Source organism: Streptomyces sp. NPDC048411 (genome assembly GCF_040704695.1).
In the GTDB taxonomy this organism is placed as follows: Bacteria; Actinomycetota; Actinomycetes; order Streptomycetales; family Streptomycetaceae; genus Streptomyces.
Genome location: NZ_JBEZKL010000062.1, coordinates 1 through 24,070, shown reverse-complemented (window position 1 = coordinate 24,070; position 24,070 = coordinate 1). Strand labels below are relative to the sequence as shown.

The 24,070-nt window shown below is 69.0% G+C and carries 20 protein-coding genes, 1 pseudogene and 1 riboswitch; of the genes and pseudogenes, 17 read left to right on the top strand and 4 right to left on the bottom strand.

Features of this window, described 5'->3' with window-relative positions; all coding sequences use genetic code 11:
- Positions 1–793 precede the first annotated feature (793 nt).
- The 4 genes from AB0915_RS22005 to AB0915_RS21990 all read left to right on the top strand — a co-directional run bounded on the left by AB0915_RS22005 (position 794) and on the right by AB0915_RS21990 (position 6,426).
- Positions 794–1,339 carry a bifunctional DNA primase/polymerase gene (locus AB0915_RS22005; protein ID WP_366692692.1) on the top strand — a complete coding sequence of 182 codons (546 nt, stop codon included), beginning with the start codon at positions 794–796 and terminating at the stop codon, positions 1,337–1,339.
- Positions 1,340–1,412: 73 nt separating this feature from the next.
- Positions 1,413–1,742: a hypothetical protein gene (locus tag AB0915_RS22000; protein WP_366692691.1), complete on the top strand. Its 330-nt coding sequence runs from the start codon at positions 1,413–1,415 to the stop codon at positions 1,740–1,742.
- A gap of 98 nt (positions 1,743–1,840) precedes the next feature.
- On the top strand, positions 1,841–2,107 hold the full coding sequence (locus tag AB0915_RS21995) for a hypothetical protein (protein WP_366692690.1): 267 nt from the start codon (positions 1,841–1,843) through the stop codon (positions 2,105–2,107).
- Entirely contained in the window at positions 2,104–6,426 is a 4,323-nt protein-coding gene (locus AB0915_RS21990) for a hypothetical protein (RefSeq protein ID WP_366692689.1), read from the top strand. Before AB0915_RS21995 ends, AB0915_RS21990 begins: the two co-directional genes overlap by 4 nt.
- A gap of 308 nt (positions 6,427–6,734) precedes the next feature.
- Here the strand turns inward: AB0915_RS21990 and AB0915_RS21985 are convergent, their stop codons facing one another.
- Together AB0915_RS21985 and AB0915_RS21980 are read right to left on the bottom strand one after the other, a co-directional pair.
- Positions 6,735–7,013, bottom strand: a complete 279-nt coding sequence (locus AB0915_RS21985; protein ID WP_366692688.1) for a GntR family transcriptional regulator — start codon at positions 7,011–7,013, stop codon at positions 6,735–6,737.
- Between the two features lie 809 nt (positions 7,014–7,822).
- Positions 7,823–8,164, bottom strand: a pseudogene (locus AB0915_RS21980) (DUF5995 family protein); the annotation flags it as partial.
- 154 nt (positions 8,165–8,318) lie between these two features.
- Here AB0915_RS21980 and tnpA point away from each other — a divergent pair.
- Positions 8,319–8,747 (top strand): IS200/IS605 family transposase, encoded by a 429-nt coding sequence (gene tnpA, locus AB0915_RS21975; RefSeq protein WP_366692707.1) that lies wholly within the window; start codon positions 8,319–8,321, stop codon positions 8,745–8,747.
- Complete coding sequence (locus AB0915_RS21970) at positions 8,744–9,952, top strand: transposase (protein WP_366692687.1); 1,209 nt, start codon at positions 8,744–8,746, stop codon at positions 9,950–9,952. Before tnpA ends, AB0915_RS21970 begins: the two co-directional genes overlap by 4 nt.
- A gap of 503 nt (positions 9,953–10,455) precedes the next feature.
- Here AB0915_RS21970 and AB0915_RS21965 read toward each other — a convergent pair.
- The gene (locus AB0915_RS21965; RefSeq protein WP_366692686.1) at positions 10,456–11,847 is read right to left on the bottom strand and encodes a solute carrier family 23 protein; all 1,392 of its coding nucleotides are present in this window, start codon (positions 11,845–11,847) and stop codon (positions 10,456–10,458) included.
- 456 nt (positions 11,848–12,303) lie between these two features.
- The gene (locus AB0915_RS21960; protein ID WP_366692685.1) at positions 12,304–13,533 is read right to left on the bottom strand and encodes an MFS transporter; all 1,230 of its coding nucleotides are present in this window, start codon (positions 13,531–13,533) and stop codon (positions 12,304–12,306) included.
- 149 nt (positions 13,534–13,682) lie between these two features.
- Here AB0915_RS21960 and AB0915_RS21955 point away from each other — a divergent pair, with 149 nt between their 5' ends.
- The 11 genes from AB0915_RS21955 to AB0915_RS21905 all read left to right on the top strand — a co-directional run bounded on the left by AB0915_RS21955 (position 13,683) and on the right by AB0915_RS21905 (position 23,847).
- A complete protein-coding gene (locus tag AB0915_RS21955) occupies positions 13,683–14,873 on the top strand; it encodes an ROK family transcriptional regulator (RefSeq protein WP_358861540.1) in 1,191 nt (396 codons plus the stop codon).
- Positions 14,874–14,971: 98 nt separating this feature from the next.
- Positions 14,972–15,102: riboswitch (FMN riboswitch) on the top strand.
- A gap of 159 nt (positions 15,103–15,261) precedes the next feature.
- Positions 15,262–16,362: a bifunctional diaminohydroxyphosphoribosylaminopyrimidine deaminase/5-amino-6-(5-phosphoribosylamino)uracil reductase RibD gene (gene ribD, locus AB0915_RS21950; protein WP_366692684.1), complete on the top strand. Its 1,101-nt coding sequence runs from the start codon at positions 15,262–15,264 to the stop codon at positions 16,360–16,362.
- Complete coding sequence (locus AB0915_RS21945; RefSeq protein ID WP_366692683.1) at positions 16,363–16,971, top strand: riboflavin synthase; 609 nt, start codon at positions 16,363–16,365, stop codon at positions 16,969–16,971.
- Complete coding sequence (locus AB0915_RS21940; protein WP_366692682.1) at positions 16,968–17,612, top strand: nicotinamide mononucleotide transporter family protein; 645 nt, start codon at positions 16,968–16,970, stop codon at positions 17,610–17,612. Before AB0915_RS21945 ends, AB0915_RS21940 begins: the two co-directional genes overlap by 4 nt.
- Positions 17,609–18,904, top strand: a complete 1,296-nt coding sequence (locus AB0915_RS21935) for a bifunctional 3,4-dihydroxy-2-butanone-4-phosphate synthase/GTP cyclohydrolase II (RefSeq protein WP_366692681.1) — start codon at positions 17,609–17,611, stop codon at positions 18,902–18,904. Before AB0915_RS21940 ends, AB0915_RS21935 begins: the two co-directional genes overlap by 4 nt.
- A gap of 29 nt (positions 18,905–18,933) precedes the next feature.
- On the top strand, positions 18,934–19,419 hold the full coding sequence (gene ribH, locus AB0915_RS21930) for a 6,7-dimethyl-8-ribityllumazine synthase (RefSeq protein WP_366692680.1): 486 nt from the start codon (positions 18,934–18,936) through the stop codon (positions 19,417–19,419).
- 35 nt (positions 19,420–19,454) lie between these two features.
- Positions 19,455–19,727 carry a phosphoribosyl-ATP diphosphatase gene (locus AB0915_RS21925; RefSeq protein WP_018524273.1) on the top strand — a complete coding sequence of 91 codons (273 nt, stop codon included), beginning with the start codon at positions 19,455–19,457 and terminating at the stop codon, positions 19,725–19,727.
- Between the two features lie 66 nt (positions 19,728–19,793).
- On the top strand, positions 19,794–20,642 hold the full coding sequence (gene hisG / locus AB0915_RS21920) for an ATP phosphoribosyltransferase (protein ID WP_358861546.1): 849 nt from the start codon (positions 19,794–19,796) through the stop codon (positions 20,640–20,642).
- 44 nt (positions 20,643–20,686) lie between these two features.
- Positions 20,687–21,151, top strand: coding sequence for a PH domain-containing protein (locus AB0915_RS21915; protein WP_366692679.1), 465 nt, complete (start codon positions 20,687–20,689; stop codon positions 21,149–21,151).
- Between the two features lie 183 nt (positions 21,152–21,334).
- Entirely contained in the window at positions 21,335–22,705 is a 1,371-nt protein-coding gene (locus tag AB0915_RS21910; protein WP_366692678.1) for a hemolysin family protein, read from the top strand.
- Positions 22,702–23,847 (top strand): hemolysin family protein, encoded by a 1,146-nt coding sequence (locus AB0915_RS21905; RefSeq protein WP_366692677.1) that lies wholly within the window; start codon positions 22,702–22,704, stop codon positions 23,845–23,847. The genes AB0915_RS21910 and AB0915_RS21905 overlap by 4 nt, the downstream gene beginning before the upstream one ends.
- The last annotated feature ends 223 nt before the right edge of the window (positions 23,848–24,070 follow it).

The following is a 24,070-nucleotide window of genomic DNA, read 5'->3' as shown; positions in this document are numbered from 1 at the left end:
AGTTGGCTAATGACCTACTGCTGACGCCAGGCGCTATGGCGCGCGCCCGGTACCGCATCGGTGAGCCGCCTGCCGACGGGCGTGGGGCGTCGGTGTACAGCCTGCCCGTGGGCGCGTGAGCAGCAGACGAGCAGCACGCACACAGCGTGCGGCCGACGAGGCGAGAGGCGTGGACACACGCACGGGTGAGGTGTCGCCCTACTCGTGTCCGCCTCGCCTACTCGCGCCGGCCGTGGTGGAAGAGTGGCTGTCCGCGGACGAGGTCGCCTCGCTGAGCGACATGGAGGCGAAGATCAGGACTCGTCGACGCTGGGCTGACGGTCGCGACGAGTACGCGCGAGCGCACGACAGCGAGGCTCGTCATGTGCGCAGCCTCGCGGCGCGGCTGTGTGGCCCCGTGAGCCGGCCCGTGTGGGCGGATGAGCTGGGGCAGCCATGGCACACACGACGTGCCTGACAGAACCGGACATACCCCACCTAGAGACCCCCTCGGCCCCTCATTTCCCGACCGGAGAGTGCTGGGTCTCGCCCTCTAACTGGGACGCAGTTTCCCTCGCGGGAGCCCGCAGAACGGCCCTTACGGACCCCCTGGAGGCCGTTCAGGCGCCCTCCGGCCGGCTCGACACGGCGGATCCCGTGCGCCGAACGATCAAGCGGGAGGCGTGGACGGCCCCGGAAGTGTTACACCAAGAAAAGGTAAAGTCGCAGGTGAGGGCGCCGAAAAGGGGACGTCGGCGCGTAGAATGAGTGCATGGATCGCACTTGTGGGCACTGCGGGCAGCCGATGCCGATCATGGCGCGGAGCCACGCTAAGGCGTGTTCGCCCCGGTGCCGAAAGGCGCTGTACCGCGCGTCGAAGAAGGACACGCTCCCCGCTGAACTGACGTGCCGCGCCAGGTGGGTACGTAGATCCGCAACGAAGGTTCCGCTGACGACGGCCGGCAGGGCAGCCTCCAGCACCGACCCGCGGACGTGGAGCAGCTATAAGGAAGCGTCCAAGTCCCGCGCCGGCGTCGGTCTGGGCTTCGTCCTGAACGGCGACGGCATCGTCTGCCTGGACTTGGACCACGCAATCGCCATTGACGGCTCATTGAAGCCGTGGGCCGCGGACATTGTCCGCACGGCAGGCGCGACATACGCAGAGATATCGCCCTCCGGCGACGGACTCCACATCTTCGGATACGCCGACGTCCGACATGGACGGCGAATCCGACGGAGTGGCGGCTACGCCGTGGAGATATACGGCACCGGACGCTATCTCGCCATGACTGGAGACCGCTTCCGCGACGCTCCGTCGGCGCTTGCCGACATTTCAGTGCTCGTCGACAAACTGACGTAGCGCACTAACTACCTCTCGCCACACCCCCTCGTCCCTGTCGACGTGGGGGTGTTCGGCGTGCTCTGGAGGAGCAATGACCAGCAAACCCGCCCACGCTAACCGTCGGCCGATCTGCCCCCGCGCGGGGTGCAGGCTGCCCCGATGGACCAAGCGGGACGCCAAGGGGCGTCAGGTGCTCACCGCATTTTGTTCCGCGTACTGCCGCCATTGGGACATTGCCGCTAGGAACGCCCTCCACAACGGCAACGAACGTCAGGCCGCCACGCTGCTGGAGGCCGCAGCCATTCTCGACGCCCGGAAGAGCGGAGGCGACCCCGTGCACGGGGTTCAGATCGTCGCCGGTAAGTGGATTGTGCATACGGGCGAACACTCGTCCAGGCTGCGCCACCGACGGGCCGCCTAACGGCCTACAGCGGAGCCGCAGCAGAACAACCCCATAGACCACTTCACAGGCCTCAGCGGACGCGCTGCGGGCCTTTCTCATGCCCCGGAGGATCCCCCTTGAACATCCCTGAAGACAACATCTGCGCGCGTGACGGCTGCGGATTTCACGTCGCGCTCGTCATGGTCGCAGACATGGCGATGCCTGGCCGCTGGTGCGGCGAAGCCTGCGCGGACTACGAGTGGCTGCGACGTGGACTCGCCGCCATGGAGCCGACGGCAGAGACAGCCGCTCTGTACGGCAACCTGCGCGGCGTCGCTGACGTCCTGGACGCTCGCACCGACCCGACGCAGGTCGGGCCACTCGTCGGCGGTGACGCCGGATGAGCGACTTGGATATCGTCGGTGGTGCGGCCGTTGACGTCGTACCGGTCATCCCCAATTTCCACACCAAGCTGAAGGCGCTCGTCCTCCCCGTCGCTGACCGGGTGGGTGAAGAGGCGGGTCGTCGCATGGGCGACGCCATCTCGCGGAACATCGTCATCAGCATTCCGGACGCCATCACCCGCGGGGGACGCGCCGGAGCAGTCGCGGCCGGCCGCCAGGGTGACGACGCTGGAGGCGCGTTCTCCCGCAGCTTGAAGAGGAAGCTCGAAGTCGCCTTCCGGGCAATGCCGAAGCTCCAAGTGGGCTTGGCCGACACGGGAGTTGACGCCGAACTGGCGCGCCTGCGCTCCAAGCTGGAGCAACTGAGCGGGAAGCGGATTGGCATCGATGTTGACGCCATGGCCGCCCGCGCTGAGGTGGAGCGCATCGAGAAGGAGCTACTCCGGCTCGGTGCCCAGCATCCAAACGTTCAGGTACGCGCCGACACGGCCACGGCTCGCGCGGCACTGGCGGAACTGCGCGCGGAGATCGACGCAGTGGACCGGAAGCGGATCCAAGTGCCTGTCCGTGTGGACACGTCACAGGCAACGAGCGCTCTCTTGTCCCTGGGTATCCAGGCTGCGGCGCTGACTGCGATCCCGCTTGGGCCGGTCCTGGCCGCCGGTCTCGGTGCGGTGGTTTCGATGGCTGCGTCCGCCGGTGCAGGCATCGGCGCCCTGGCGCTCGTCGCCGTTGGCGGTATCAAGGAGGTGACCAGCACTCTCCAGCTTCAGAAGGCCGCGGAAGCCGAGGCCGCGCAGGCGACCGACCGAAGCGCCGCATCGACGTCGAACGCTGCGAGCAGGGCGCTGCAACTCGCGGGCGCACAGGCACAGTTGGCGAGCGCTCACCGCAACGCCGCACAGTCCATCGCCAATGCTCAGCGTCAGGTGGAGCAGGCGGAACGGGCCGTCGCGGACGCCGCCCAACGTTCCGCAGAGCAGCGTCAGGCAGCTGCTGCGGCTGTGCGTCGCGCAGAGCAGTCGTTGACGGATGCCAAGCGCACCGCACGGGATGCGGAGATGGATCTCACCCGCGCTCGCCTGGACGCCGCTCAGTCGCTCGCGCGACTGAATGACAAGCTCACTGATGGCGCCCTGGATCAGCGGGAGGCGACGCTCCGCGTCCAACAGGCACAGGCTGATCTCAACGCCACTCTGGCGGACGCCGACGCAGGTAAGGCAACTCAGCTTCAGGTGGAGGCCGCTCAGCTTGCCTTCGACCGCGCGAAGCAGAACGCCAAGGAAACGGCGCAGTCATACGCGGACCTCCAGAAGTCAGCCGCCGCACAGAAGAAGGCGGGCGTCGAAGGATCAGATGCCGTCAAGGCCGCTACCGAGCGCGTCCGCCAGGCGCAGCGCGGGGTGACCGATCAGACCGACGCACTCCGACAGGCGCAGGCGTCGGCAACGAAGGCAGCCACTGACGGGGCACGCGCGGTTGCCGACGCTCAAACACGCGTGGGCGACGCCGTCAGGAACGCAGCAAACGCTCAGGCTTCGGCCGCGGACAGCATCGCGGGTGCCCAGCGGAGCATTCAGAGCGCGCAGCTTTCAACGTCGAAGGTTACGGGCGCAGCGACGACGAAGCAGGACGAGTACCGCAAGGCACTGGCGAACATGACGCCGGTCGCACGGCAGCTCTTCACGGCAATTGCGGGTCCGTCGGGCCTCTCTGCGGCGTTCAAGGCGTGGTCGACGTCGCTACAGCCAGCCGTCCTACCGCTCTTCACCCGCGGCATCGACGGAGCGAAGAACTCACTCCCAGGGCTGACGCCACTGGTACTCGCGGCAGCGCGCGGGGTCGACACGCTCATGAACTCGGCATCCGCGGAGATGAAGTCTCCGTTCTGGCAGTCGTTCAAGGACGATATATCCAATAGCGTGGAGCCGGCGATCGTCGGGCTTGGCAAGACGATCGGCAACATCTTCAAGGGTGCTGCGGGTGTCATCGACGCCTTCCTGCCGCACATGGACGGCATCGCAAAGAAGTCCGACAGCATCACAGCGAAGTTCGCCAAGTGGGGGACGTCGCTAAAGGGCTCGCCGCAGTTCGAGAAGTTCTTGAGTTACGTCAAGGACACAGCGCCCGGACTGGGCAAGTTCCTCGGCGACCTCCTGACGGCTGCTCTCGACGTCGCAAAGGCGGCGTCGCCGCTCTCAACGACGATGATGGCTGTCGTTGGGCCCGTTTTCTCGGCGATTAGCAAGTTGGCAACGGAAAACCCCGGCGTTGTGCAAGCGTTGTGGGGATTGTGGGCGGCGCAAAAGGCAATCGCTCTCGGAATGGTCGCGTTCTCCGCGGCGATGGCCGTTTACCAGTCGGTGATGTTGCTCTCCACCATCGCAACGGCTGGGTTCGGCACCGTTTTGAGCGCAACGGGTATTCTCCCGATCATCCGGGCAGTGCTGATCGTCGTTGGGCTGCTTGTTGCAGGATTCGTTCTCGCGTACAACAACTCAGAGACCTTCCGGAAGGCCGTCGACGGTGCATGGAGCGGCATCAAGGAAACCGTTTCGTTCATCTGGGACCAAGTCCTGAAGCCAGCTTTCTCCGGTATCTGGACCGGGATGAAAGCCGTCGGCGACATCGCAGTGTGGCTCTGGGAGAACGCCCTAGGTCCGGCATTTAGCTTCATCGGTGAAGCTGCTCAGCTCCTGATCACAGGCTTGATCACCCTCCTGCTCCTCCCCGCCTACCTGGCCATCAAGGCTCTGGGTGAGATCGGAATGTGGCTGTGGAAGGAGGCCTTGGGCCCTGTTCTCGGCTGGATCGGCGACAAAGCGAAGTGGCTGTACGAGAAAGCTATAAAGCCCTCCATGGGCGAGTCGAAGAAGACGTTCGACGCCCTTGGTAAAGCCGGTAAGTGGCTTTGGAAGGAGGCATTGAAGCCGGCGTTCGGCTGGATCGGCGATAAGGCAACGTGGCTGTACGAGAAAGCGATTAAGCCGTCGATGGACAACACGATGAAGGTCGTGGGGTTTATGGCGGATTCCTTCGAGGACGCCCGTAAGGCCATCAAGAAGGCGTGGGACCAAGTCCAGGACATCGCCAAAAAGCCCGTCAAGTTCATGATCGAGCACGTCTATAACGGCGGCATCGTCCCCCTGTGGAACAAGGTTGCGGCGATCACTGGCGCGGACAAGCTGAAGAAACTGGATCTGAAGGGGTTTGCAACCGGCGGCATCATGCCCGGCTATTCGCCCGGGATAGACAACCACGTGATTGCGGTCTCCGGCGGCGAAGCCATCATGCGCCCGGAGGTCACTCGGGCCGTCGGTGCGTCGCGTATCCACGAGCTGAACGCAGCTGCCCGCTCCGGTGGCATCAGCGGTGTTCAGCGTGCAATTGCCAACGGGATGCCTGCGTTCAAGGATGGCGGCATATTCGGCAGCATCTGGGGCGGGCTGAAGTCGGCCGGCGGAGCTGTCGTCAACGGCGCGAAGGACACTGCCGAGTTCCTCACCAACCCTGACAAGGTGTTCAACTCCGCGATGGGTTGGGCGCGCGAGCAGATGCGCCAGTTCGCCTCGTCCGACTGGGGCAAGCTGACAACGGAAATCCCCATCGGACTGCTGAAGAGCCTGAAGAACTCCATCTTCGGCGGCGACGGAAGCGGCACGACCGCAACCGGCGGCGTGGGACGAGCCCTGATGTGGGCACGCTCGCAGGCCGGCAAGCCGTACCAGTGGGGTGGCGCCGGTAATCCGTCCTTCGACTGCTCCGGGTTCATGTCGTCGATTCAGAAGGTGATCCTGGGGCAAGTCCCGAAGGGCCGTCTGTGGTCGACGTTCAGCTTCCAGGGCGACAACGCCCCCGCGGGATGGGTGCGAAACCTGCGCTCGCCGTTCCAGATCGGCATCACGAACGACGGCGTAGGCCACACGGCCGGCACGCTGGCGGGCGTCAACGTCGAATCCAGGGGCGGGGACGGCGTGGTTGTCGGCAAGGGCGCACGGGGCTGGAACGACTCGCTCTTTACGTCGCACTACGGATTCGCCCCGGCGATCGGCAACCCGAAGCTGTACGACAACGGCGGCTATCTCCCGCCCGGTCTGAGCCTCGTGGCCAACGGCACTGGCAAGCCGGAACCGGTATTCACCTCCGGTCAGTGGGCGGACGTCCGCGCAGCGAACAACGGCGGTACGTCGGTACCAAACATCCAGGTGGTCTCGAAGACGTACCTGGACGGCCGCGAGGTGTCCGGTGTGATCGACCAGCGCATCGAGCTATACGACGCCGACACCGGCCGCGCGCTCACCGCTGGTCGCATCCTCTGACGCACACGCACACGCACACGCACACGCACACAGAGGCCGCCTCCCGCCATGGGAGAGCGGCCTCCACGCAATCACCCCACCCGCTCCGTACGGCACCGACAGGGAGCCGTACGGAGCCCCCATGCCATCGAGAGGAACCACCATGGACTACACCGACGCCGCGAAGAACCAGTCCGTCACCTGCCCACACTGTGGCGCCAGCGTCGCGCAGACTCCGGGCCGCGGACGGGTCAAGCAGTTCTGTACCCCGCAGCATGGCCGCTCCTGGCGCCAGCGCGTTCGTGCGCTGGGTTGGCCTGTCTGACCGTTCATGGTCCAGTCGGCGCGTTCCCGTCCCGATCCTGCGCGACGGGAACCGTGCGGATTACGAACGTTCCCTTTGCTGGCAGCGCCTTGACCAGACCGCGCCGCACCAGTTCACGGCGTACCCGCCGCGACGTACTCACGCTCACGCCGTGCAGTTCGGCGAGTTCCTGCTCGCCTGGCAGCCGGGCACCGAGTGGCAGGCCGCCCGACGCGATCTCTCCCGCGATCTCGTCGGCGATGCGCACGTATTCGTACGTGACCTCTTGGGCGTCGTCGCTCATGAGCGAATGGTCACGCACGCCACCGCAGGCCGCCTCTCGGCAGCGCGGCGCACCGCGGAGGTACGTAGTCGTACGTAGAGGGGTGTGGAGGGACGCGGTTCGGGTACCGTGAGCTACAGAGCACCCCCGCGACCGACGGCACGGTCCGGGGGCATGGCCGACGCTACGGAGGAGCGACGACATGCAGAAGATTACCGAATCGGTTCAGCTGGGTGATCCGTCAGTACTGCCAGCACCCGCCCCCATCCCTGGCTGCGACGTCTGTAGTGCGCTGACCAAGCAGTGGCGCCAGGCGTCGGATGTGGGCAGCCCTGCGTTCGACCGGTCGCACGCCACGGATCTGGCCGTCGAAATCTCGCGGCATCCACACGCGAGGAGGGTCGTCAAATGAGCCCCCGCGCGACGATTCGCAGCGTCTCCCACCGCATCACCCAGCACCCTGACACCGACGTCACGTACGAGGCGGAGTGTCTGGCATGTCAGTGGTCCGCGAAGCCGTCGACGGACGTGCGGGCGGTCGACATCGAGTGCATGCGCCATGCCGGCCGCAGCAACCACCGCGGGTACCGGAGAATTGTCACGGGGTTCGCGTTCGTCGTCCGCGACGGAGAAGGCTCCGTACCTGGTCCCACGGCTCCCCCGTATTCCGCTGGGAGATAGGTACGGCCCGTGTGCGCCGACGCACACGGACGAGGGGCAGCGTCATCCCACCCGGCGACGCTGCCCCCACCACACAGAAGCCCCTCACTTCCGAACCCCCGCGGAGGTGAGGGGCTTTCTCGTGAGGGTGTGCGCTTGTTTCGTTATCTCGCCAGTGCGAACTGCAGCGGCCGTACGCCGGGATGGCGCCGGTACTGGAACAGCGGACGCCAGCAGTCGGGCGGCCGCTGCCCGGCCGTCGCCGCGTCGACCGCCGTCAGATAGTGCTCCGCGAACCGCACGTCCAGGGTGGCGGCGGCCACCCGGTCCGGGAACGTGCCACCGGTGATCCGCCGGCCGACGGTCTCGGTGACCGTCAGATAGATCCGGTTGAAGACGGCCACCCCGTCCACCGGCGGCCAGGAGGACTGAAAGTCACGCATCCGCCCGATCACCGCGGTGACATCGGGCGGCGCGGCGCCGGGACCGGCCCGGTCCGTGGACTGCTCCATCAGGACCTAGCCAGGGGACGCCCCGCTTTAGCGGGGTGGGGAATGGCTTCTCTGGACTGCTCTGGCCTCAACCTGGTCCACGGATCTGCACTGTTCACCTGTCCGCCTTTCTGCTGCACTAGACCTGTCGCGTGTGTATAGTGATCACGTGGCCGTGACCAGGAAGGTCCGCCGATTCTCCGGCGGCGTGTATGACCTCGGACTTCACGTGGTGTGGTGTCCGAAGTACCGCCGTCCGGTCCTCGACGGCCGGGTCGCGGAACGTCTGGAGGAGCTGATCCGGGCCAGGGCCGACGAACGCGGCTGGGAGATCATCGCCCTTGAGGTGATGCCCGACCACGTGCACCTGTTTGTCAAGCACGACCCGAAATCGTCGGCGTCGTACGTGGCCAACCAGTTCAAGGGCTTCACCTCCCGCGTGCTGCGCGAGGAGTTCCCGCACCTGAAGTCGCGGATGCCCACCTTGTGGTCTTCGTCGTACTTCGCCGCCTCGGTCGGCGCGGTCAGCGCGGCCACGGTGGAGAAGTACATCAACACCCAGTGGGAACGCCCCTGGAAGAAGGACAAGGAGGCGCGGGGTTGATACGCGCCTACAAGTTCCGCCTTCGCCCCACCGCCGTTCAGGCCCGCGCCCTCGGCGAGATGCTGCGGGATCACTGCTCGCTCTACAACGGCGCGTTGCAGGAACGGCGGGATGCCTACCGACACGTCTCGAAGACCAGCATCAAGTACGGGGATCAGTCCGCGCAGCTCAAGGAGATCCGGGCGTTCGACCCGCAGCGCCAGGGTCGCTGGTCGTTCTCCTCCCAGCAGGCCACGTTGCGCCGGCTGGACAAGGCATTCCAGGCGTTCTTCCGCCGGGTCAGGGCCGGGCAGACGCCGGGCTACCCGCGCTTCAAGGGCGTTGGCCACTTCGACACGGTGACCTTTCCCAAGGACGGGGACGGATGCCGCTGGGACTCCACACCCCACGATCCGGTCACCCGCGTACGCCTCCAAGGCGTCGGGCATGTGCGCGTGCACCAGCACCGGCCCGTGAAGGGCCGCGTCAAGACGATCTCGGTCAAGCGCGAGGGCAAGCACTGGTACGTGCTCCTCGCCTGTGACGAGGTTCCCGCCGAGCCGCTTCCCGCAACGGGCAGCATCGTGGGCATCGACATGGGCGTGACGCACTTTTTGACCACGTCCAACGGCGAGCACGTGGCGAACCCGAGCTTCCTCGAAGCCTCGGTCGAAGCCCTTGCCGAAGCACAGCGGCACCTGGACACCTTCCCCAAGCGCACCCGCCGCCGCACGAAGAAACACCGGGCCGCCGCCCGAGCCGTGGCGAAGATCCACGCGAAGATCCGGCGGCAGCGTCTCGACCACCACCACAAGCAAGCCCTCGCCCTGGTCCGCGAGCACGACGTGATCGGACATGAGCGGCTGAACATCACGGGCATGACCCAAACGCCCGCACCCAAGCCCGACCTCGCCCAGCCCGGCAGTTTCCTGCCGAACCAGGCTGCTGCGAAAGCCGGGCTGAACCGCAGCATCCTCGACGCGGGTTGGGGGCAGTTCCTCGCGATCCTGGCGAACAAGGCTGAGAGTGCCGGTCGCCGTCTGGTCGCGGTGGACGCCCGCAACACCTCCCGCACCTGCCCCGACTGCGGGCACGTGAGCAGGGAGAACCGCGTCACCCAAGCGAAGTTCGAGTGCACCGCGTGCGGATTCGGCGCGAACGCCGACCACGTGGGCGCGCTGAACGTCCTCAACAGGGCCGGGCTGGTCCTCTGCGACGTGGCTTAGCCACCGACACAGGAAACCCGCCGCTTCAACGGTGGGTGGAGTCACCTGCTTGAACTGCGCCATGGGGGCAGCGTCCCAGCCGCGGGCACGTCCTGGCGCCGACCGGCCGCGGGTTCATCGGAACGGGGGAACGACGGCAGAGCCATCGGTGACCCTGGGGTCGGTCCCCGGACGCTCCGGACGGGGCAGCGCGGCGGTTCGCGGTCTCCGGATCGTGGTGGACATCAGTTCCTTTCGGCAGCCCGGTGCGGCACCCCACCCGGTGCCACGGCCGACGACGCTATCGGCTGGTCCGAGCGAACTGTCCGTCCACGACGTGCCGTGTGCCTGCGTTTCCCTGACGGCCGGTCGGGTCCATGTCCTGGCGTGACCCGGCGCGGCCGCCCCGGCGGCCGCAGCATCGACTCCGCATCTGTTCGCCCCGGCGCCATACCGGGGGCCGACCGCGGCCCGGCAAGCGGTCGGCTCACCCGGAGGGCCCGCGGAATCTCTGCCGGGCGTGGCTACTGCGTGGGCGGCCTGGTGTCGTCGTACGAGGACGTACCCGCGTCCAGCAGGGGCTCCTGGGTCTTCAGATGGGCCGGGGCGAAGGCCCGAAGCACGTGGTAGCCGGTGATCACGACGATGGTGCCGAGGGCGATTCCGCTCAGCTCGAAGTTGTCGGTGATCTTCAGGCTGACCCCGCCGACGCCGATGATGATGCCCGCGGCGGCCGGTACCAGATTCAGCGGATTGCGGAGGTCGACGTTGCCGCTCATCCAGATCTGGGCGCCCAGCAGGCCGATCATTCCGTACAGGATGACGGTGATGCCGCCGAGGACCCCGCCCGGAATCGCGGCGACGACCGCACCGAACTTGGGGCAGAGGCCGAACAGCAGGGCGAAGCAGGCGGCGGCCCAGTACGCGGCGGTGGAGTAGACGCGGGTGGCGGCCATGACGCCGATGTTCTCGGAGTACGTGGTGTTGGGCGGGCCGCCCACGGCGGTGGAGAGCATGGAGGCCACGCCGTCCGCCGAGATGGCGGTGCCGAGCTTGTCGTCGAGCGGGTCACCGGTCATCTCGCCGACGGCCTTGACGTGCCCTGCGTTCTCCGCGATCAGCGCGATCACCACCGGCAGCGCGACCAGGATCGCGGACCACTCGAAGCTCGGGGCGTGGAAGGACGGCAGTCCGATCCAGTCGGCCTTGGAGACACCCGACAGGTCGAGCCGCCAGTGGTCGACCACCTCGGCGCCGCCCGCCGGTGAATGGATTTTGCCGAAGACCTGGTCCAGGACCCAGGACAGCACATAGCCGAAGACCAGGCCGAGGAAGATCGCGATACGCGAGAAGAATCCGCGCAGGCACACGACGGCCATTCCGGTGAACAGCATCACCGCCAGCGCGGTCCACTGGTCCTGCGGCCAGTACGTCGATGCGGTGACCGGTGCGAGGTTGAAGCCGATGAGCATGACGACGGCGCCGGTGACCACGGGCGGCATCGCCGCATGGATGATCCGAGCGCCGAACCGCTGCACCGCGAGACCCGCGAGGAAGAGCGCCGCGCCGACGACGAAGACCGCCCCGGTGACGACGGAGCTGTCGCCGCCACTGGCCCGGATGGTCGCGGCCACGCCGACGAAGGAGAGCGAGCAGCCCAGGTAGCTGGGCACCCGGCCGCGGGTGGCCAGCAGGAAGATGGCCGTCGCGACACCCGACATCATGATCGCGAGGTTCGGATCCAGACCCATGAGCACGGGAGCGACGAACGACGCGCCGAACATGGCCACCACGTGCTGGGCGCCGAGCCCGAACGTACGAGGCCAGGAGAGCCGCTCGTCGGGCCGGACCACGGCCCCCGGTGCGGGGGTCTTTCCGTCGCCGTGCAAGGTCCAGCGCACGCCGAGGCCGCCCATGGTCGCTCCCTGTGTGTCCGTGTGTGGGTCTGCGCGGTGCCCGGTGCCGTTCGTCCGGCCCGGCGTGGTCCGCGGAAAAGATCAGCGTCATGGTAATGCCGGAGCGTCCATTGACTCGTGTCGGGGTCCGTTTGCGTCGGCCTCTCGACCTGGTCCCATCCATGAATCGTGCGCGAGGCATGGTGACTCCGAACAGGCGTCTCTACGCCCGCACGGCCTTGCTCGTGAACGTCATTCGCATAGTTGATTCTGTGATGGGGGTGCTCGATGTGTGGGAGACCCCGTCTGCGTCTCGGGCCCTGCTCACCGCAGCGGCCACTCCGACCGCCGTTCCGGTCCCGGCCGCCTCCTCGGTGGCCGGGACCGATCACGGGCGCCGCCCGCCGCCCCGCGTGCCGAGGACCGTGGTCGTCGACGGACACCGCATCCGGACCTTGTTCCGCCTGGTCGAATCGTTCAGGCGCGGGGCTCGGCCGCCGCCGTGCCGGGCGTGCCGACCCCCTTCACCGCGACCCGGCGGTCGCCCGCCCGCAACACGCCGGCGCCCAGCACCAGTCCGAATGCCAGCACCGTCACCAGGCCGAACGAGACGATCAGCGAGGTCGCCTCGGCCAGCGAACCGATGGCCGACGGGGCGATGAGTCCCGAGGTGTACGTGATGGTGGCAACGCCCGCGATCGCCTGACTCGGGTTCGGTCCACTGTGCCCGGCCGCCGCGAAGGCCAGGGGGACGACGACGGCGACACCGAGGCCGAGCAGCCCGAAGCCGCACATCGCGAGCGCCGAGTTCGGCGACGTGACCACGAGCAGCCCCCCGGCCGTCGCCAGCGCGCCGCCGACCCGCACGGTCCTGACCGCGCCGAACCGGTCGACGACCCTGTCCCCGGCGATCCGCGCCACCGCCATCGTGAGCGCGAACGCCGTCGTCGAAGCGGCCGCGAGTCCCGCGGAACTGTCCATGATGTCCCGCAGATAGACCGCCGACCAGTCCAGGCTGGCCCCCTCCGCGAACACCGCGCAGAAGCCCACCGCGCCGATGACCAGCGCCGACCTGGGGGGCAGCGTGAACCGCGGCGGCGGCTCCTCGTCCGGCTCGCTGCGCAGATCCAGCACGCCCTGACAGGCGATCAGGCCGAGCACGGTGAGCGCGAGGGCGGCGACGGTGTGGTGCAGCCGGGCGTCGGTGCCCAGGTGTGCGGCCACCGTGCCCGCCGCCGAACCGATGAGGGCACCCACGCTCCACATCCCGTGCAGCCCGGACATGATCGACCTGCCGAGACGGTTCTCCACCTCGACACCGAGGGCGTTCATCGCCACGTCCGACATGCCGGCCGATGCCCCGTACACGAGGAGTGCCGCGCACAGCGTCAGCAGGTTCGGTGCCAGCGCGGGCAGGACCAGCGCCAGTGTCCACAGCGCCAGCAGCCCGCGCAGCGCCGTCCTGGCGCCGAAGCGATGACTGATCGCACCGGCCAGCGGCATGGCGAGCGAGGCACCGATCGCCGGGAACGCCAGGGCGAGACCGAGCTGCCCCGCGCTGAGCCCGGCGTGGTCCTGGATCCAGGGCACGCGGGTGGCGAAGCTGCCGGTCACGGCGCCGTGCACGGTGAAGACCGCGGCGACGGCGAACCTGGCCCGCCTCACTTGCTCCGCGCCGAAGGCCGTCTCTGCGGAATCCGTCGTCATGCCGGCCGTTCCCTCCCCTGGGAATTCTCTGCCACCGGTGGCCCCAGCGCCCCGCTCCGCGGTGCGGCCAGTAAACTATCAGGAACCCTGCCTGATAAATAGACATGACGGTTCGTTCCCGTGCGGCAGTGATCTGGAAGGATCTCGGCATGCCCGCATCACCGAGCACCGCCCGGGCCATCAACGACCGGCTCGCCCTGCGACTGCTCCAGCAGGACGGCCCGCTGACGGCCACTCAGCTGAAGACCTTGACCGGACTCTCCCGCCCCACCGTCGCCGATCTGGTGGAGCGGCTGCAGGGCGCCGGGCTGATCCGGGTCGTCGGCGAGAGCGGCGCCGCACGCCGCGGCCCCAATGCCCGGCTGTACGGAATCGTCGCCGACCGGGCCCACCTCGCCGCTCTCGACGTACGGACCGACAGCGTCGCCGTCGTCGTCGCCGACCTCCTCGGTGTCACGCTCGCCGAGGCCACCCTGCCGATCGGCAGCGACACCGGAACCGATGCGGCCGCCGAGCAGGCCGCGGCGCTGCTGGAACGCACCGCGCGCGAGGCGGGCGCCGTACCGCTGCACAGCGTCGGCATCGGCGCCCCCGGCCTGATCGACCCGGTCACCGGCGAGCTCCATGACACCACCGGCCTGCCCGCCTGGCACCGCCGCCTGGTCCGGGTGCTGCAGCAGCGGCTGCCCGCGACCGTGCTCGTCGAGAACGAGACCAACCTCGCCGCCGTCGCCGAGCACCGCGCCGGAGCGGCCCGCGACCGTGACACGTTCGTCCTGCTCTGGCTCGGCCACGGCATCGGCGCCGCCGTGATGCTGGACGGCAAGCTGCGCCGCGGGGCCTCCGGCGGCGCGGGCGAGATCGGCTTCCTGCCCGTGCCGGGCACGACGGGAGTACCCTCCGCGGTCAGTTGCGACGGAGGGTTCCACTCCCTGGCCGGCTCCGTGCCGGTCTGTGAACTGGCCCGGGGACACGGCATCGACGTGCATACGCGGCCGGGCTCCGGGGAACAGGAACCCGCCGCCGCGTCCGCCGTACGGGCAGCTCTGGCGGGGGAGGGGGAGGGCGAGGCGTTCCTCGGCGCGCTCGCGGACCGCCTGGCGGTGGGCGCCGCCGCCGTCGCGTCGGTCATCGACCCCGGCTGTGTGGTCCTCGCGGGCGAGGTCGGCCATGCGGGCGGCGACGCGCTGGCGTCTCGGGTCGAGGAACGGCTGGCCATGATGTCCCCGCTGCGCACGGAGGTCAGGGCAGGCGCTCTCGGCGGCTCCGCGGTACTGCGCGGCGCGCTGCTCGCCGCCCGCGAGGCAGCTCAGGACGAGCTGTTCACCGCGGGCGGCTGAGGTACGGAGGGCTCCCCGGGCCGGTCTGTGAGCCACTCCACAGGCACTCCTTCGCATGGCCCATGAGTGGGCGTGGCACACTGACCGTGTACCAGTAGCAGCGCACTCCGGGGTCGGTGCAATTCCGAACCGGCGGTTATAGTCCGCGACCCGTCCGCATCCAGCGGCCGGTTGACCAGGTGGGATTCCTGGACCGACGGTTAAAGTCCGGATGGGAGGCAGTGCGCGGCGGGCCGTCACAGGTACGCCGCCGTCGGCGGACGCATGTCCGGGATCCCCGGAACACGTGCGTCCGTGTCTTCGGTTTCGGCGTCCCCTGTTGCGTTCCGCTTCATCTGTCGTCATCGACAGGCCCCGGAGTCCGTGCCCGAAGAGGCAGGAGGACCCGGTGGACACCGCAGCCGACATCACCGCCATGCGCCGAGCGATCGCGCTCGCCGCCCGCGGACTCGGCTCCACCAGCCCCAATCCGGTCGTCGGATGTGTGATCCTCGACGCCGAAGGACAGCCGGCCGGTGAAGGCTTCCACCAGCGGGCCGGCGAGCCGCACGCCGAAATCCACGCCCTGCGCGAAGCAGGCGAGAAGGCCCGTGGCGGCACCGCCTACGTCACCCTCGAACCGTGCAACCACACCGGTCGCACCGGCCCCTGCGCCCAGGCGCTGACCGAGGCCGGCGTCAGCCGCGTCGTGTACGCGGTCGCCGACCCGAATCCGCAGGCCACCGGCGGCGCGGACACCCTCCGCGCCGCCGGGGTCACCGTGGAACAGGGACTCCTCGGCGAACTCGCCGAGGCGGGCAACACCGCCTGGCTGACCTCGGTGCGGCTCGGCCGTCCGTACGTGCTGTGGAAGTACGCGGCGACCCTCGACGGCCGGATCGCGGCCGCCGACGCCACCAGCCGTTGGATCACCTCCGCCGAGTCCCGCGCCGACGTCCACCGGCTGCGCGCCGAGGCCGACGCCGTCGTGGTCGGTTCCGGCACCGCCCGCACGGACGACCCCCAGCTCGGTGTACGTGGCATCGAAGGCGCCGTGCAGCCGCTCCGGGTCGTCGTCGACACCGATGCCACTGCGGTACGGCCCGGCGCCCGCGTCCTCGACACCACGTCGCCCACGCTGATCGCGGTCGCCGACGACGCCGACACCAGCCGTCTTCCCGAGGGAACCGTCCTGAGACTGCCGCGCGCCGCCACCGGCCGCGGCCTGGACATCCCCGCCCTGCTTGCCGCCCTGCACGGGCGCGGCGTCCGATCCGTACTCCTCGAAGGCGGCCCGACCCTGGCCGGGGCCTTCGTCGCGGCGGGAACGGTCGACAAGGTCGTCGGCTACCTCGCCCCCGTGCTCCTCGGCGCGGGCCCCGCAGCCCTCGCCGACGCCGGAATCTCCACCATCGCCCAGGCGTTGCGCCTCGATGTGACCGAGACCGTACGCATCGGCCCCGATCTGCGCATCACCGCCGTCCCCGGCCCTGCCCGGAAGGGAAACTGAGTGTTCACCGGAATTGTCGAAGAACTGGGTGAGGTCACCGCCGTCGAGAAGCTCGGCGACGCCTCCCGATTCCGCCTGCGCGGTCCCGTCGTCACCGAAGGCGCGAAGCACGGCGACTCCATCGCCGTCAACGGCGTCTGCCTCACCGTCGTCGACCTCGGCGACGGTGAATTCACCGCCGACGTGATGGCGGAGACCCTGAACCGGTCCAGCCTCGGCGCACTGGAGACCGGCTCCCGGGTCAACCTGGAGCGCCCCATGGCACTCGGCGGCAGGCTCGGCGGACACATCGTCCAGGGACACGTCGACGGCACGGGCCGCATCGTCGAGCGCAAGCTCTCCGAGAACTGGGAGATCGTGAAGATCTCCCTCCCGGCGGAGCTGACCCGCTACGTGGTGGAGAAGGGATCGATCACCGTCGACGGCGTGAGCCTGACCGTCGTCGACGCCGGGCCCGACTACTTCACCATCAGCCTCATCCCCACCACCCTCGCCCTGACCACGCTCGGCATCAAGGAGCCCGGCGACCCGGTCAACCTCGAGGTGGACGTCATCGCGAAGTACGTCGAGCGGCTGCTCGGCGACCGGGACCGGGAGGACACGAAGTGAGCGCGGCCGGCTGGCTCAACTCGGAGGCCTTCGCCCTGTTCGGCCAGCACATCAAGTGGTCCGACATGATGGGCAACACGGTCGGTCTGGTCGCCCTCGCGCTCGGCTGGCGGCGTTCCATATGGACCTGGCCCGCACAGCTGCTCTCCGGGGTGATCCTCCTGGTCGCCTTCGCCTCCGCGCACCTCTCGGGCAGCGCGGGCAAGCAACTGGTGGTCATCGGCGTGGCCACCTGGGGCTGGTGGTCGTGGAACCGCGGCAGGCAGCAGGCCCAGGACGGCTCCATCGCCGTACGGTTCGCCACCTGGCGCGAGCGCGCTTACCTGGTCGGCGGCGCGGCCCTCGGCACGCTCGCCGTCGGCGGCCTGTTCACCGCGTTCCCGACGCTGTCGTGGGACCCGTGGCCCGACGCGTACATCTTCGTCGGCACGGTCGTCGCGATGTACGCACAGGCGCGCGGCATGGTCGAGTTCTGGTTCGCCTGGCTCCTGGTCGACCTGGTCGGCGTACCGCTGAACTTCGCCAACGGCTTCGCCTTCTCCGGCTTCGTCTACGTCATTTACGGCGCCCTCGTCCTGTGGGGCATGCGCGACTGGTGGCTGCGTACGCGGACACCCGCTCTGGAAGGAGCCACGGCATGACTGCCCAGCCCACCTGGCTGCACCGGGAAGACAGCACGGCCGAGGACCTGTCCCTCGACCCCGTCGAGCAGGCGATCCGCGACATCGCCGCCGGCCGCCCCGTCGTCGTCGTCGACGACGAGGACCGGGAGAACGAGGGCGACCTCGTCATCGCCGCCGAGAAGGCCACCCCCGAGATCGTCGCCTTCATGATGAGCGAGTGCCGCGGCCTGATCTGCGCACCCATGGAGAACGACGAGCTGGAACGGCTCGACCTGCCGCAGATGGTCGCCCACAACACCGAGTCGATGCGCACGGCGTTCACCGTCTCGGTCGACGCCTCCGCGGCGCACGGTGTCACCACCGGCATCTCCGCCGCCGACCGGGCAACCACGCTCCGGATGCTGGCGGGCGGCCGGGCCCGCCCCAGCGACTTCGTGCGCCCCGGCCACATCTTCCCGCTCCGGGCAAGGACCGGCGGGGTCCTGGTCCGCAACGGCCACACCGAGGCCGCCGTCGACCTGGCCCGGCTCGCCGGGCTCCGCCCCGCCGGAGCGATCGTCGAGATCGCGGGCGAGGACGGCGTCATGCTGCGTCTGCCGGAGCTGGTCCCGTTCGCCCGCAAGCACGGCCTCACGATCATCTCGATCGAGGACCTGATCGCGTACCGCCGCTCCGCCGAGCCGACCGTCCGCCGCGAGGCCGAGGTCCGGCTGCCGACGTCGTTCGGAGAGTTCACCGCGTACGGCTACCGCTCCACCGTCGACGGCGTCGAGCACGTCGCGCTCGTCCACGGCGACCTCGGTGACGGCGACGACATCCTCGTCCGGGTCCACTCCGAGTGCCTGACCGGCGACATCTTCCAGTCCCAGCGCTGCGACTGCGGCCCCCAGTTGCACGCCTCCATGCAGCGCATCACCGACGAGGGTCGCGGCGTCGTCGTCTATCTGCGCGGCCATGAGGGCCGGGGGATCGGCCTGCTCTCCAAGCTGCGCGCCTACGAACTCCAGGAGCGCGGCGTCGACACCCTCGACGCCAACCTGGAGCTCGGCCTGCCCGCCGACGCCCGGGACTACGCGGCAGGTGCCCAGATCCTCAAGGACCTCGGCGTCCACGGCGTCCGGCTGATGACGAACAACCCGGACAAGACCGCAGCGCTCCTGCGGCACGGCCTCGCGGTCACCGGACGCGAGCCGATGCCCGTCCAGGCCGGCGAGCACAACCTGCGGTACCTGCGCACCAAGCGGGACCGCATGGGACACGACCTGCCCTGGCTCGACACCGCCTCGGTGTCGACCTGCGGAAACCAGTAACGAGCACGGAAACGAGCGGTAGGAGAGACATGAGCGGCAAGGGCGCACCCGAACTGTCCGTACGCAACTGCGGTGACCTGCGAGTGGCGGTGATCGCCGCCCAGTGGCACGAGAAGGTCATGGACGGCCTCGTCGACGGCGCGCTGCGCGCCCTGCACGAGCTCGGCATCGACGAACCGACCCTGCTCCGGGTCCCCGGCAGCTTCGAGCTCCCGGTCGTCGCCAAGGTTCTGGCCGGCCGTGGCTACGACGCGATCGTCGCCCTCGGCGTGATCATCCGCGGCGGCACCCCCCACTTCGAGTACGTGTCCCACGGCGTCACCAACGGGCTCACCCAGGTCGCCGTGGACACGGGTGTCCCGGTCGGCTTCGGCGTACTGACCTGTGACACCGAGGAGCAGGCGCTCGACCGGGCCGGGCTCGAAGGTTCCCACGAGGACAAGGGGCACGAAGCAGTCACCGCGGCCGTCGCCACCGCCGCCACGCTGCGCACCGTCAGCGAGCCCTGGCGCTGAACGGGGGTGCCGGACCCCGTACGCTAAGGACCATCATGGCGAACAAAACCTTCGAAGAGCTCTTCGCCGAGCTGCAGCTCAAGGCCGCCAACGGCGACCCCTCCACCTCCCGCACCGCCGAGCTGGTGGACAAGGGCGTCCATGCCATCGGCAAGAAGGTCGTCGAGGAGGCCGCCGAAGTCTGGATGGCCGCCGAGCACGAGAGCAAGGACGCCGCCGCCGAGGAGATCTCCCAGCTGCTTTACCACGTCCAGGTGATGATGGTTGCCCGCGGAATCTCGCTCGACGACGTCTACGCCCACCTCTGAGCACAGTTCCGCACCCCGCACGTCACGTCCGTAGAAATCCCCTTCGCACAAAGGAAACCTGACCTCATGCTGCGCATCGCCGTCCCCAACAAGGGTTCTCTCTCCGGGCCTGCGATGGCGATGCTCCATGAGGCCGGTTACCAGCAGCGCAAGGAGTCCAAGGAGCTCGTCCTCGTCGACCCCGACAACGAGGTCGAGTTCTTCTACCTGCGCCCGCGCGACATCGCGATCTACGTCAGCTCCGGCCGTCTCGACATCGGCATCACCGGCCGCGATCTGCTGCTGGACTCCGGCGCGCAGTCCGAGGAGATCCTGCAGCTCGGCTTCGCCCGCTCCACCTTCCGCTACGCCACCAAGCCCGGCACGGCCGCCGGGCCGCAGGACTTCGACGGCATGACGATCGCCACCTCCTACGAGGGCATCGTGGCCAAGCACCTCGCCGACGTCGGCGTCACCGCCTCCGTCGTCCACCTCGACGGCGCGGTCGAGACCGCCATCGAGCTCGGCGTCGCCCAGGTCATCGCCGATGTGGTGGAGACCGGCACCAGCCTGCGCAACGCGGGACTCGAAGTGATCGGCGAGCCGATCATGAAGTCGGAAGCCGTCGTCATCCGCCGGACGGGTGCCGCCGAGGACGACCCCAAGGTGCAGCAGTTCCTCCGCCGCCTCCAAGGCGTCCTGGTCGCCCGCAGCTACGTGATGATGGACTACGACTGCCGCGTCGAGCACCTGGAGCGCGCCGTCGCCCTCACCCCGGGCCTGGAGTCGCCGACCATCTCCCCGCTGCACCACGAGGGCTGGGTCGCCGTCCGCTCCATGGTCGCCGCCAAGGAGGCCCAGCGGATCATGGACGACCTGTACGAGCTCGGCGCCCGCGCCATCCTCACCACGGCCATCCACGCCTGCCGCCTCTGACGGCCGGACCGCCAGCGATCACCCCCAAAAGACAGAAGAGCACCATGTCCACTCCCGCCCCCCGGCCCGAACTTCCCACCCTCCCGGTCACCTTCCGGCCGACCCGCACCCGGGTGGTCCTGCTGACCGTGGGAGCGGCGATGTTCGTCGTCATCACCGTCATCGCGATGAGCCTTGAGCAGCTCAGCCCGGGGGAGCGGCTCAGCTTCATCTTCACCGCGCTGCTCTTCTTCGCCGTCCTGGCGCTGCTCAGCCGCCCCAAGGTCGTCGCCGACGACCACGGGGTGACCGTGGTCAATCTCACCCGCACCCGGCGGCTGTCCTGGGCGGAGATCCTCCGCGTCAACCTGCGCGTCGGCGACCCGTGGGTCTTTCTCGACCTCAGCGACGGGACCAGCATGCCCGCCCTCGGCATCCAGCCCGGAATCGCCAAGGAACAGGCCATTCGCGACGCCCGTACGCTCCGCACACTCGCCGAGAACCACGGCACCTGTACGGAGAACGGCTGAGCCCCCTGCACCGCACGGCCACTTCTTGATTACTCTGGAGGGCGGTGGCGCCCTGTGCGCCCCGCCCCGCACCAGAGGCCCCAAGGCCGGCGGGGCTTTCCTGCGACCCAAGGAGTGACTCCCTCCATCAATGGACGGATCGTCCGGTAGTACCTGCGCCGCCCCTTCCCAGGAGGCGGCGGCATGACCATCCCCCTGCTGCTTCTGAGTGCAGCATTCCTTCTCATCCTCGCCAACGGATTCTTCGTGGCGGCCGAATTCGGGCTCGTCACGGTGGAGCGGCCGGACGCCGAGCGTGCCGCCGCCGAGGGCGACCGGCGGGCCCGTACCGTCGTCGACGCCCTGCGCGAGCTCTCCTTCCAGCTCTCCGGCACCCAGCTGGGCATCACCATCACCTCACTGGTCGTCGGCATGCTCGCCGAACCGGCCCTCGCCCAGCTGCTCGCCGGACCCCTCACCGCGACCGGCCTCCCCGACGGGGCGGTGCCCGGCGTCAGCGTGGTGATCGGGATGATCGTCGCCTCCGCAGTCCAGATGGTGATCGGCGAGCTCGTACCGAAGAACTGGGCGGTCTCCAGGCCGCTCCAGGTCGCCCGGTTCGTGGCCGGCCCCCAGCGCCGCTTCGCCGGTGCTCTGCGACCGGTGATCACGCTGCTGGACACCGTCGCCAACCGGCTGGTCCGCCTCCTGGGCGTCGAACCCACCGATGAGCTGGCCTCCGCCCGCACCCCCGGTGAACTGGTCTCCCTGGCCCGGCACTCCGCCGAGGCGGGCACCCTCGAACAGGACACCGCCGATCTCTTCGTACGGACCCTGTCGCTCGCCGGACTCACCGCGCAGCACGTCATGACCCCGCGCGTGAAGGTCAGCGCCCTGCAGTCGACCGCCACCGCGGCGGACGTCCTCAACCTCACCCGCGCCACCGGCCTCTCCCGATTCCCGGTCTACCGGGACCGGATCGACGAGGTCGTCGGCATGATCCACCTCAAGGACGCGCTCGCCGTGCCCGCCCAGGAACGCCTGCGCACCACCGCGGGCCGGATCGCCGTTCCGCCCCTCCTCGTACCCGAGACACTCCCGGTCGAACAGCTGCTCCAGCGCCTGCGCAAGGAGCAGCCGATCGCCGTCGTGGTCGACGAGTACGGTGGCACCGCCGGGGTCGTCACCCTGGAGGACATCATCGAGGAGCTGGTCGGCGAGGTCAGGGACGAGCACGACGCGGAAGGCGCCGACCGGCCCGAACTGGTCGCCGCCGCCCCCGAGGACGGCCGTCCCGCCTGGGACGCCGAAGGCAGCTGCCGGGTCCTCACCCTGCGCCGGATAGGCCTCGACGTACCGGAAGGACCGTACGAGACGGTGGCCGGACTGGTCGCCGATCTGCTCGGGCGGATCCCCGCCCCCGGCGACCGGGCCGAGCTGCCGGGCTGGCGGATCTCGGTCCGCCAGGTCGGTCACTACCGCGCGGAGCAGGTCCGCTTCGTACGTATCGCCGAAGTGGTCGAACCGGTCGACGAGCCCTCGGCCGCCCGTGGTGTCCTGGAGGCCGCCCGATGAGCGTCGTCCAGTTGCTCTTCGCCGGGCTCCTCGTCCTGGCGAACGGCTTCTTCGTCGGTGCCGAGTTCGCACTCGTCTCCGTACGCCGCAGCCAGATCGACCCCCTCGCGGCGGCCGGGTCCGGCAAGGCCCGCCAAGTGCTCTACGGCCTGGAGAACCTGCCGCAGATGATGGCCGCAGCCCAGTTCGGCATCACCGTCTGCTCCCTGACCCTCGGAGCCGTCGCCGAACCGACCGTCGCCCACCTGCTGGAGCCGGTCTTCCACGCGGTCCACATCCCCGAGGAGCTCATTCACCCGCTCGGCTACGTTCTGGCGCTCGTCCTCGTGGTCTTCCTCCACCTCGTCATCGGCGAAATGGTCCCGAAGAACCTGGCGATGGCAGCCCCGGAGAAGACCGCGCTGTGGCTCAGCCCGGCCCTGGTCGGCTTCGCCCGGTTGTGTCGCCCCGTCACCGCGGCGCTGGGCGCCTGCGCCCGGCTGGTGCTCCAGCTCTTCCGCGTCGAACCCAAGGACGAGGTCGAGGCCGTCTTCACCAGCGAGCAGCTCAACCGGCTCGTCGAAGACTCCGGGCAGGCCGGACTGCTGGAACCGGAGGCGCAGGAGCGGCTGGAGGACGCCCTGGAGCTGGGCAGCAGGCCGGTCACCGATGTGCTCCTCGCCAGGGCAGCCCTGGTGACGGTGGACCCGTCGGTCACCGCGCGCAGGATCGAGGAGCTGACCGTACGGACCGGCTACTCGCGTTTCCCCGTCTGCGCGGAGGGCGGCGGCCCGTTCATGGGGTATCTGCACGTCAAGGACGTCCTCGACCTGGAGGACGGCGAACGGGCGGTCCCGCAGCACATCTGGCGCTCGATGGCGACACTGCGCGCGGAGCTGCCCCTGGACGATGCCCTGACGGTGATGCGTCGCGCCGCCACCCACCTGGCCCAGGTAGCCGATGCATCGGGCCGGATCCTCGGCCTGGTCGCGATGGAGGACGTCCTGGAAATGCTGGTCGGCGAGGTGCGCGACCCGGCGCACCGGGTCTCGATACCCCGCCGGACGGTGGACGTGGCGCCGGCAGCCCCGGTCCCGGACGAGCTGCAATCACTGGCAACCGCATCGGGCCCGTCGGCCCTCTCGAGCCTGTCCGGCGATTGAGAACGGTCGTGCCAGGTCTCCTCGCCGGACGGGCGCTCAGTGCAGCCCGTCCGGCGATCGAGGACAAACCGCCCACCGGGTGACGCCCGTCACGATGACACCGCCCACCCGGCCGGCAAGGTTACCGGAGCCGGCTGCCCGCGGGGGCGGCGGTGCTGCCGTCGGCCACGCGGTGGCCCGTATCCTGGTGACGGAGACATCGACGGGCACTGACTGGCAGGCC

Bases quoted from the DNA above. Each gene is read 5' to 3' on its own strand.
- AB0915_RS22005 (WP_366692692.1), top strand. From the start codon at position 794: ATGGCGCGGAGCCACGCTAAGGCGTGTTCGCCCCGGTGCCGAAAGGCG.
- AB0915_RS22000 (WP_366692691.1), top strand. From the start codon at position 1,413: ATGACCAGCAAACCCGCCCACGCTAACCGTCGGCCGATCTGCCCCCGC.
- AB0915_RS21990 (WP_366692689.1), top strand. From the start codon at position 2,104: ATGAGCGACTTGGATATCGTCGGTGGTGCGGCCGTTGACGTCGTACCG.
- AB0915_RS21985 (WP_366692688.1), bottom strand. From the start codon at position 7,013: ATGAGCGACGACGCCCAAGAGGTCACGTACGAATACGTGCGCATCGCC.
- AB0915_RS21965 (WP_366692686.1), bottom strand. From the start codon at position 11,847: ATGGGCGGCCTCGGCGTGCGCTGGACCTTGCACGGCGACGGAAAGACC.
- AB0915_RS21960 (WP_366692685.1), bottom strand. From the start codon at position 13,533: ATGACGACGGATTCCGCAGAGACGGCCTTCGGCGCGGAGCAAGTGAGG.
- AB0915_RS21955 (WP_358861540.1), top strand. From the start codon at position 13,683: ATGCCCGCATCACCGAGCACCGCCCGGGCCATCAACGACCGGCTCGCC.
- AB0915_RS21935 (WP_366692681.1), top strand. From the start codon at position 17,609: ATGACTGCCCAGCCCACCTGGCTGCACCGGGAAGACAGCACGGCCGAG.
- ribH (WP_366692680.1), top strand. From the start codon at position 18,934: ATGAGCGGCAAGGGCGCACCCGAACTGTCCGTACGCAACTGCGGTGAC.
- AB0915_RS21925 (WP_018524273.1), top strand. From the start codon at position 19,455: ATGGCGAACAAAACCTTCGAAGAGCTCTTCGCCGAGCTGCAGCTCAAG.
- hisG (WP_358861546.1), top strand. From the start codon at position 19,794: ATGCTGCGCATCGCCGTCCCCAACAAGGGTTCTCTCTCCGGGCCTGCG.
- AB0915_RS21915 (WP_366692679.1), top strand. From the start codon at position 20,687: ATGTCCACTCCCGCCCCCCGGCCCGAACTTCCCACCCTCCCGGTCACC.
- AB0915_RS21910 (WP_366692678.1), top strand. From the start codon at position 21,335: ATGACCATCCCCCTGCTGCTTCTGAGTGCAGCATTCCTTCTCATCCTC.
- AB0915_RS21905 (WP_366692677.1), top strand. From the start codon at position 22,702: ATGAGCGTCGTCCAGTTGCTCTTCGCCGGGCTCCTCGTCCTGGCGAAC.